We start from the raw sequence: 9334 nt of genomic DNA on the forward strand, positions 1-9334 counted from the left end.
CATCGGTATCAATCACGACCACATCACCTTTACGTTGTGGGATCGTGACTGGAACGATTTCTTGTTTAAAAAAGCCTTTGGCTTGTGCTGCTGCAGTCCGTTGTTGGCTGTTTAGGGCAAACTGGTCTTGATCGATCCGATTAATCTTAAATTGCTCTGCCACGTTTTCCGCAGTTTGTGGCATGGTGTCTACACCATAGATTTCTTTGAGCTTTGGATTGATAAAACGCCATCCCATGGTGGTGTCTTCAATCTTTTGACTACGACCAAAAGCACTGTCCGATTTACCCATCACATAGGGTGCACGGCTCATACTCTCGACACCACCCGCAATGATGAGATTTGCTTCACCTACTTTAATCGCACGTGCAGCCATGGCAATCGCATCTAAGGATGAACCACATAAACGGTTCACTGTGGTTGCAGGGACTTGATACGGCAAGCCAGCCAATAATGCGGACATACGTCCCACATTACGGTTGTCTTCACCCGCTTGATTGGCACAGCCATAGATCACATCATCCACCTGTTGCCAATCGACCGTTGGATTACGTTGCATTAAGGCTTGAATTGGAACTGCACCAAGGTCATCTGCACGTACAGGGGCTAAACCACCTGCATAACGACCGAATGGGGTACGAATCGCATCAATGATGTATGCATTTTTCATAGTCTTACACTTCCATATTTCAATCTGTTGGGACCACTGCCACAAATTACGGGTTCAGTCATACTTCCTTTGCGTAGGCAATGCCTCACTTTTGACAGGGCAAAAGTGACAAAACCCATTGTTGAACAGAGGAGACTTCCTTGCCTCCCTGTCCAACGGGCGACATCCATGTCGCCTGTCACGATAGTTAACTACGGGAAAAAATCTAAATATAAGTGAGTAAAAAACTGCATTTAAATCATTCCAATCAGTATTTCGCGGTGGCGACATGGATGTCGCCTCGTTACTCAGCACAACACGGATGTTGTGTCTGAGTAACAAAGGATTTTTGTTACTTTTTATCCTTAAAAAGTAAGATGCCGCCTATACAAAAAGCTTTTGCTTTAACCCGTAATTAGTTGCTGGTAAACATTAACCCTGTGTCGCATCAATCAATTGAGCACCCGTCAAAGCCTGCAGCTCTTCAAAGCTTAGACCATCCACTTTCTCAATCACTTTTAAACCTTCTGTGGTCACATCAATCACACACAGATCGGTATAGATACGATCAACACATTTCAGACCCGTTGCAGGATAAGATAAGGTTTCAACAATCTTCGGTTCACCTTGTTTGGTGACATGATCGGTGGTGATAAACACTTTCTTTGCACCTACAGCCAAATCCATTGCACCACCCACAGCAGGAATCGCATCGGCTGCACCCGTATGCCAATTGGCAAGATCACCGTTGGCTGCGACTTGGAACGCACCGAGTACCGCAATATCCAGATGACCACCACGCATCATGGCAAAGGAATCCCCGTGATGGAAAAAGCATCCCCCTGTGAGCATTGTCACATATTCTTTGCCTGCATTAATCAGCTCAGGATCTTCTTCACCTTTGACTGGTGGTGGACCAAATGCCAATAAACCATTTTCAGAATGCAGAAAGACATCTTTATCAGCAGGTAAGTAATTTGAAATCTTAGTCGGTAAGCCAATACCTAAATTGACATAGGCACCATCAGGAATATCTTGTGCAACACGTTCTGCAATTTGATCACGGCTGAGTTTTTGATAGCTCATTGTTATTCTCCTTATTGCACAGCGACAGGTGATGTTGCTTTAACAGCAACCACATGCTGGACAAAAATCCCTGGGGTAATAATGTGTTCAGGATCAAGCTGACCGAGTTCTACTACTTCAGAAACTTGAGCGATGGTGACATCTGCAGCCATGGCCATGATTGGTCCAAAGTTACGTGCCGATTTATTAAAAACTAAATTGCCCCAACGATCGCCTTTGTGAGCTTTGATTAAGGCAAAGTCAGCTTTGATTGGATATTCCAGTACATAGTCTTTGCCATCGATATGACGGGTTTCTTTGCCTTCTGCCAATAATGTTCCGAAGCCAGTCGGTGTAAATACCGCCCCTAATCCCATCCCAGCAGCTTGGATACGGCAAGCGAGATTGCCTTGTGGCACGAGTTCTAATTCGATCTTGCCTGCATGATAAAGTTCATCGAACACCCATGAATCAGACTGACGAGGGAAAGAGCAGATGATTTTACGGACTGCGCCTGTTTTTAGGAGTTTGGCAAGACCATAATCGCCATTGCCTGCATTATTATTGACGATGACAAGGTCTTTAACCCCGAGTTCAATCAGAGCATCGATGAGTTCAGCAGGTTGTCCTGCGGTTCCAAAACCACCAATCATAATGGTTGAGCCATCTTGGATTTGGGAGAGTGCTTCAACCAGTGAAGCTTGTGATTTGTCGATCATAATAAATTCATCCTACAATCAAGTCTTGCTGATCTGTTTTTCAGAAGATGACTGGGTCATCACAGTATTTGGGTGGGTGTGAGGATTTAAAAGAATCTGGGCGATAACACCGATACAGATGTCCCAAAAAACTGAGCTAAGTCCAAGAAAGTGCATTCCTGAAACCGTTGCAAGAAATGTGATTAATGCTGCATCGCGCTGATGATCATCTTTCATCGCAATCATGACATTTGTCCCGATCGCCCCAAGCAGAGCTAATCCTGCTAAAGCTGCGATGAGTTCTTTGGGAAGAAGGCTAAAGAGCATGACGATACTGCCAGCAAATAAGCCGCCTAAAATATAAAAAATACCGTTCGCAACACCTGCGATATAACGCTTCTCTTTGAGTTCATGAGCATCTTTACCCATACATAGAGCAGCAGTAATTGCAGCAAGTACAATCGTAATTCCACCTACACATGCGACTGCGAGTGAAGCGATGCTTGATGCTGTAATAATCGGTTTAGCAGGGGTGTCATAGCCACTCAGTTTCATAATTGCCATACCTGGCAAAAACTGTCCTGTCAGACTCACAAGAATTAAAGGTAAAGCCAAGTTAAATGTAGAGTGCCAAGTCCATTCTGGATAAATGAAATGAGGAATAGCAAAACTAAACTGCATTTCAACATGATTCATTTTTCCTAAAACTAAGCTGAGTGAAACACCACACAACAAAACCCACAGCATGGTATAACGAGGTGAATAACGTTTTGCTAATAAATAACAAAGCAACATGCTAAAAACGATCAAAGGCATGGAATCAGTTGCTACAAATAATCCGAGGCCAAATTGAAATAAAATCCCTGCCATCATGCCTGCTGCGATTCCTTGAGGAATCCATTTCAGCAATTTGTCAAAATATCCTGTCGCTCCAACTATAAAAATAACAATCGCTGAAGTGATATAAGCTGCAACAACTTCATTCAAAGAGATATTTGGAAATAGTGAAACCAATAATGCCGTACCAGGAGCTGACCATGCTGTGATGACAGGTGTTTTATAACGAATTGAAAGATAGATTCCAGCAACAGCAGCACCAATTGATATGCCCCAAATCCATGAAATCATCATTTCTGTTGAGATATTGGCTTTTTGTGCTGCTTGGAAAAAGATAATAAGCGGACCAGAATATGAAATCAGAACCGCTAAAAATCCTGCAATAGTTGCTGAAATAGACCAATCATTTTTTAAACTCGTCAACAGGTTAGTCATAGCGCCTCCTTGCAAGATTTCCTGCTGTTTAGATCAGAATTACCCCTGATCACCACCACCAACTGCAATTACACTGCCAGTCATATAAGACGACTCTCCAGATGCTAGAAAAAGAATGGCGTTTACCTGTTCATCGATAGTTCCATATCGTCCCATCAAACTTCTTTCTTTGGTTTGATCTACAACCTGTTGCATCCAAACTTTTTCATCTTCGCTAAGTGGAATTGAATTACGAGGTACTTTACGTGGTGGAGCGTCTGTTCCACCCGTAGCAATCGCATTCACTCTGATGCCATTTTTGGCATGCTCAAAAGCCAACGATGCGGTAAGTGCATTTACACCACCTTTAGCTGCCGAATATGGAATGCGATTGATACCACGGGTAGCGATAGACGATACGTTGACGATGACCCCATATTGATGATTCAACATTTCAGGTAGAACTGCACGACAACACCATAAAGTTGGAAACAGAGAACGATTGATTTCCTTGATAATTTGCTCTTCGCTAAATTCATCAAAGGGTTTCATCCAGATCGCACCGCCAACATTATTGATGAGTACATCTACTCGGCCAAACTCCTGAATGGCTTTATGTACAACAGCTTGGGCACCATCATAGCGCTCTAAATCAGCTTGTACTGTGATTGCATGACCACCTGTGCTACGGATTTCTGAAGCAACTTCATCGACCAACTCTGAACGATCGGCTAAAACCACATATCCATTTTCAGCGGCTACCCGAATTGCAACGCTACGTCCAATCCCTTGAGCAGCACCCGTTACGATGACGATTTTGTTCTTAAATCTATCTTGAAATATCATGCTGATCTCCGATTTGATTAATTTGCAGAAAATTTTTCAAATAAGAAATTGGCAGGTTTAATTCCTTCTTGATCTAACCAACTACGAACAGCTTCAACCATTGGTACTGGCCCACAGAGGTATACGTCAACATCACCATTGTTAAGCCAATCATTTTCAATATGACCTGTTACATAGCCTTTGCGCTCATGTTGACTTTCAGGATGTGCAACAACCGTTCGATATTCAAACCAAGCATACTTACTTTGCAATTCATCTAACTTTTCTATTGCGACAAGATCAAAGTCATTTGTCACACCGAAAACTAAACGAATAGGGTGATCTGAACCCTTTTCTTCAAGTACTTGAAGCATTGACATAAATGGGGCAATACCAGTTCCACCTGCGAGCATCAAAACGGGTCTAGTGACATGACGTAAGTAGAAGCTTCCAAATGGACCTGTGAAGTGCATTTTGTCACCAGCTTTTGCATTCTTACTCAAAAATTCGCTCATTTGACCATTTGGGACATTACGCACCACAAAACCCGTTAAACGATTGCCTGGTTTTGAACTAAATGAATATGAACGTGTTTCAGATGTTCCTGGAATACCAACATTTACATATTGACCAGCTAAGAAGTGAATTTCAGGTTGACCATCATCTAGTTGAATATCAAATGTAATCGTTGAGTCAGATAGGTTTTCGACACGTGATAAAGTGCCTTGAAAGCTATGAATTTCAGTTTTACAAACATCAGATGATGCTTGAATTTGGAAAACTGCATCCGAAGTAGGACGACACTGGCAAGCAAGTATGTAGCCTTGTTCAGCCTCTTCTGGTGTTAAAGCATCTTCGATATAAGTTTCTTCTGGCATATTATAACTACCAGATTCACAGAATGCACGACATGTACCACATGCACCATCTCGGCAATCCAAAGGGATATTGATCTTCTGACGATAGGCTGCGTCAGATAAAGTTTCACCTTGTGTAACTGTAATAAAACGGGTCACACCATCTTCAAATTGAAGTGCTACATTATGGTTAGACATGGCAATCATCCTATTTAAAAATTTTGATCTCGCTTACCCAACCAAAATTCCATTTGGCTGGGCTTACTGGTTAGAGATGATAGATATCAATGACTTGATTGATATAATCGTTCTTTAACACCACATATTTGCTCATGATTTTTGGTTGTTCGTTAGAAAAATCGATCACATAACGAGACATACCAAAATAGCTGTAGTTGGTTTTGTAGCGAAAACTCAATGTGTTCCAATTAAACCGAACAGTGACTTTGTCTCCATCACGTTCGAGCACCTCAATATTGCTAATATTGTGGCTGGTCCGTGTATCTGGCATCGTTGCTGATGAACGTTCTGTTTTGATACGAAATACACGATCTTCTAAACCTTGACGGTTTGGGTAATAAATCAGTGATATTTCAGACTGTGGATCTTCAGTTAACTGATCGTCGTCATCCCATGCAGGCATCCAAAAAGAAGCCTCTGGTGAATAACAACTTAACCATTCATCCCATTGTTCATCGTCTAGAAAACGTGCTTCACGATAAAGAAACTGAGCAATATTTTCTAAAGTTGCTTGAGTTGTTGTGTTCATTTGGCATCTTCCTAAATTTGGCTTTCAGCTAACTTTTTCTCAGTTGCGATAGCATTCTTCATCGACTTTAACCAATACTGATGTTGAACTAGATATAAGCCTTCATCTTCAGTTTTGATGCCACTTAATTTAGGTTTTAAACCAATTTCATTTGCTGCATCATCGGGTCCATGTATCCAATGTTTTGAACCACGGCACATATCATTCCATTCCAGCTCTAAGCCTGCATAACCTGCTTGGCATGCGCGGAACTCTTCCAAATCATCAGGTGTCGCCATTCCAGAAGCATTAAAGAAATCTTCATATTGACGAATACGACGAGCACGCGCTTCAGGCTCTTCACCAACTGGTGCGATACAGTAAATGGTCACTTCGGTCTTATTGACGCTGAGTGGGCGAAGCACACGAATCTGTGAACCGAACTGATCCATCAAATAAACATTTGGGTAAAGACATAAATTTCGCGAACGCTCAATCATCCATTTAGACATTGCAGCACCAAATTTCTCGGTGTATTCATCTGCTTTTGGATAGTTTGGACGATCTTCTGGATTTACCCACTGAGTCCACAACAACATATGACCATGCTCGAAACCATATGATCCACCGCCTTGTTTACCCCAAGAACCTGCGCTCATTGCACGGATGTTGTCACCCGCTTCAGTTTCTTTACGATGTTGTGTAGTAGCTGCATAGTTCCAATGCACAGCAGATACGTGATAACCATCAGCACCATTTTCAGCGGTGAGCTTCCAGTTACCTTCATAGGTATAGGTTGAAGAGCCGCGTAATACTTCTAAACCTTGTTCTGATTGACCAACGATCATGTCAATAATCTTAGTTGTTTCCCCAAGAAACTCTTTCAAAGAGGGAACATCAGGATTCAAACTACCGAATAAGAAACCTTTATAACTTTCAAACTTCGCAACTTTCTTTAAATCGTGTGAACCATCTTGGTTAAAACAGTCAGAATAACCCGCATCGGTAGGATCTTTAACTTTGAGCAATTTACCGGAGTTGTTAAATGTCCAACCATGGAAAGGGCACGTATAAGTCGCTTTATTGCCACGTTTATGGCGACAGAGTTGTGCACCACGATGTGAACAAGCATTAATCATGGCATTTAATTCGCCATTACGATTGCGAGCAATAATGATTGGTTGACGACCAATATAAGTCGTATAAAAGTCATTATTTTTTGGAATTTGGCTTTCGTGAGCTAGATAGACCCAATTGCCTTCAAAAATATATTTCATTTCAAGATCAAACATCGCTTGATCTGTAAATACTGAACGATGAAGTTTGTATTCACCTGTTTCTTCATTATCAACTAGCAATTCATCAATTCGATCAAGATGCGTCGTGTTGATTACTGGAATTTTTGGCATGTCCGTTCTCCGACTTTCCTAAGGAGGAAGCCCCGAGTTATTTGATTAAATCTCAATAACTCGGTTCCTAAATTACGCTTGCTTATGCAGATGCACGACGACGATCAACTTCAGTAGAAGGCGCAGAAGCCGCTTCTTTGACTAATTCGATGTTGAAAATGATGTGTTTGAATGGTTTATCTAAACCACGACGTTGAATTTCAGCTTCATCAGTGACATCGACAGCCGTCGCCACAAGACCATCACGCGTTGCAAAAGCAAAGTCATCCCACAGGTACTTGTCACCTTCGATATTGAACTGTGTGGTTAACTTACGGAAACCCGGTGCAGAAACAAAATAATGAACATGCGAAGGGCGGTTACCATGACGACCTAACTTATTCAGAACAAACTGAGTCGTTCCTTCAGGTGGGCAACCATAACCTACAGGCATGGTGGTCAAAGCCACATATTTACCGTTCACATCAGAAAGAATGGTGCGACGTAGATTGAAATCAGATTGAGACTTATCAAAGAAAGAATAGTTCCCCAAACTATTCGCATGCCACATTTCAACTTTGGCACCTTCGATGATATTGCCGTCTGTATCCGTCACTGTACCTTCGATAATTAAAGTATCGATTTTGTCTGATTCAGAACCATCGTCCATACGGGCGAAACCTACAGACTCAGGTGCACCCGCAACATACAGTGGGCCTTCAATCGTACGTGGCGTACCACCAGAAACACCTGCTTTGGCATCGGCTTCATCAGCACGCAAATCTAAATAATGCTCTAGACCTAAGCCCGCAGCGAGTAAGCCCAATTCATTGGCTTGAGCTGCATCTGTAAAATATTCTAGACCTTTCCACACTTCTGAAGCTTGGATATCCAAATCCTCAATTGCTTGGAATAAATCTCCCAATAAACGTACCACGATGCTTTGAACACGTTGATCGACTGCACCTGTAGCAGTATCAACATTCATTTGTTTCACTAATGCATCAATATCCTGACGATTCATATGATTTCTCCTTAACTATGCATCTCGCGTAGGTGGTGGGGAAACGGAGAGTCATTCAATCCGTTATGCCGTACCACTGTCCTTATCTCTACGACACTCTGAGCATGTGATGACGCTGTCGAGTGACGATGGGGTGTTGTGAATTAACGATCATCCTCACGGATCGAAGAGGGATGACGATTCAATGCCATCACTTCAATGTCCATGTAGGGGTACAAGGGCAAGCCCTGTAAAATGTTGTGTAGCTCTTCGTTGCTTTCGACATCAAAAATACTGATGTTTGAATACTGTCCTGTAATCCGCCAAATATGACGCCACTTACCTTGACGCTGTAGATCTTGCGAATAAGCTTTCTCAACCGCTTTAATCTGATTGGCTTGTTCAGCAGGCATCTCCACAGGAAGATGCACATCCATACGAACCTGAAATAACATGTGCTTTCTCCCTTAAGCCTTACGACGCAACTGCTCGATTTTGTCTTCGTCAATATCGATGCCTAGACCTGCAGTATTTGGCACCACCAATTCAAAATTTTCATAACGCAATGGTGTTTTTAAAATGTCTTGAGTCAGTAAGAGAGGACCAAATAGCTCTGTACCAAAGGCAAGGCTGTCAAAAGTACTAAAGGCATGCGCCGAAGCGATGCTGCCGATCGGACCTTCCAACATAGTGCCGCCATACAGATCAATTCCCGCCAACTTAGCGATTTTGGCTACTTCACAAGCCTCAATCAGACCACCTGATTGCTCAACTTTCACAGCAAAAACATCTGCCGCATGCTGTTTCGCTAAACGATAAGCACTGTCAGGACCTGTCAAAGCTTCATCTG

The 9334-nt window shown here is 42.4% G+C and carries 11 protein-coding genes; all 11 read right to left on the reverse strand.

All coding sequences use genetic code 11. From position 1 onward, the window contains the following. The coding region (locus tag A2003_RS07195) for a thiolase family protein (protein WP_286687064.1) at positions 1–670 on the reverse strand (670 nt) is incomplete at its 3' end. A gap of 411 nt (positions 671–1081) precedes the next feature. Beyond that, a complete protein-coding gene (locus A2003_RS07200) occupies positions 1082–1735 on the reverse strand; it encodes a 3-oxoacid CoA-transferase subunit B (protein ID WP_286687065.1) in 654 nt (217 codons plus the stop codon). 11 nt (positions 1736–1746) lie between these two features. Next, a complete protein-coding gene (locus A2003_RS07205) occupies positions 1747–2433 on the reverse strand; it encodes a 3-oxoacid CoA-transferase subunit A (protein ID WP_286687066.1) in 687 nt (228 codons plus the stop codon). A gap of 18 nt (positions 2434–2451) precedes the next feature. Continuing rightward, the gene (gene benE, locus A2003_RS07210) at positions 2452–3684 is read right to left on the reverse strand and encodes a benzoate/H(+) symporter BenE (RefSeq protein ID WP_286687067.1); all 1233 of its coding nucleotides are present in this window, start codon (positions 3682–3684) and stop codon (positions 2452–2454) included. A 39-nt stretch (positions 3685–3723) separates the two neighbouring features. Next, complete coding sequence (benD, locus tag A2003_RS07215) at positions 3724–4509, reverse strand: benzoate diol dehydrogenase BenD (RefSeq protein WP_151690828.1); 786 nt, start codon at positions 4507–4509, stop codon at positions 3724–3726. 17 nt (positions 4510–4526) lie between these two features. Continuing rightward, positions 4527–5543, reverse strand: coding sequence for a benzoate 1,2-dioxygenase electron transfer component BenC (gene benC / locus A2003_RS07220; RefSeq protein ID WP_151690827.1), 1017 nt, complete (start codon positions 5541–5543; stop codon positions 4527–4529). 70 nt (positions 5544–5613) lie between these two features. Continuing rightward, positions 5614–6114 carry a benzoate 1,2-dioxygenase small subunit gene (benB, locus tag A2003_RS07225; RefSeq protein WP_099948650.1) on the reverse strand — a complete coding sequence of 167 codons (501 nt, stop codon included), beginning with the start codon at positions 6112–6114 and terminating at the stop codon, positions 5614–5616. An 11-nt stretch (positions 6115–6125) separates the two neighbouring features. Further along, positions 6126–7502, reverse strand: coding sequence for a benzoate 1,2-dioxygenase large subunit (gene benA / locus A2003_RS07230; RefSeq protein ID WP_151690826.1), 1377 nt, complete (start codon positions 7500–7502; stop codon positions 6126–6128). 82 nt (positions 7503–7584) lie between these two features. Further along, positions 7585–8505, reverse strand: a complete 921-nt coding sequence (gene catA, locus A2003_RS07235) for a catechol 1,2-dioxygenase (RefSeq protein ID WP_286687068.1) — start codon at positions 8503–8505, stop codon at positions 7585–7587. A gap of 143 nt (positions 8506–8648) precedes the next feature. Continuing rightward, on the reverse strand, positions 8649–8939 hold the full coding sequence (gene catC / locus A2003_RS07240; RefSeq protein ID WP_004911173.1) for a muconolactone Delta-isomerase: 291 nt from the start codon (positions 8937–8939) through the stop codon (positions 8649–8651). Between the two features lie 12 nt (positions 8940–8951). Continuing rightward, a partial coding sequence (locus A2003_RS07245) for an enolase C-terminal domain-like protein (RefSeq protein ID WP_286687069.1) occupies positions 8952–9334 on the reverse strand: 383 nt, incomplete at its 5' end.

Origin of the sequence: Acinetobacter sp. GWC1_38_13, from assembly GCF_001767535.1 — a bacterium.
GTDB lineage: Bacteria > Pseudomonadota > Gammaproteobacteria > Pseudomonadales > Moraxellaceae > Acinetobacter > Acinetobacter junii.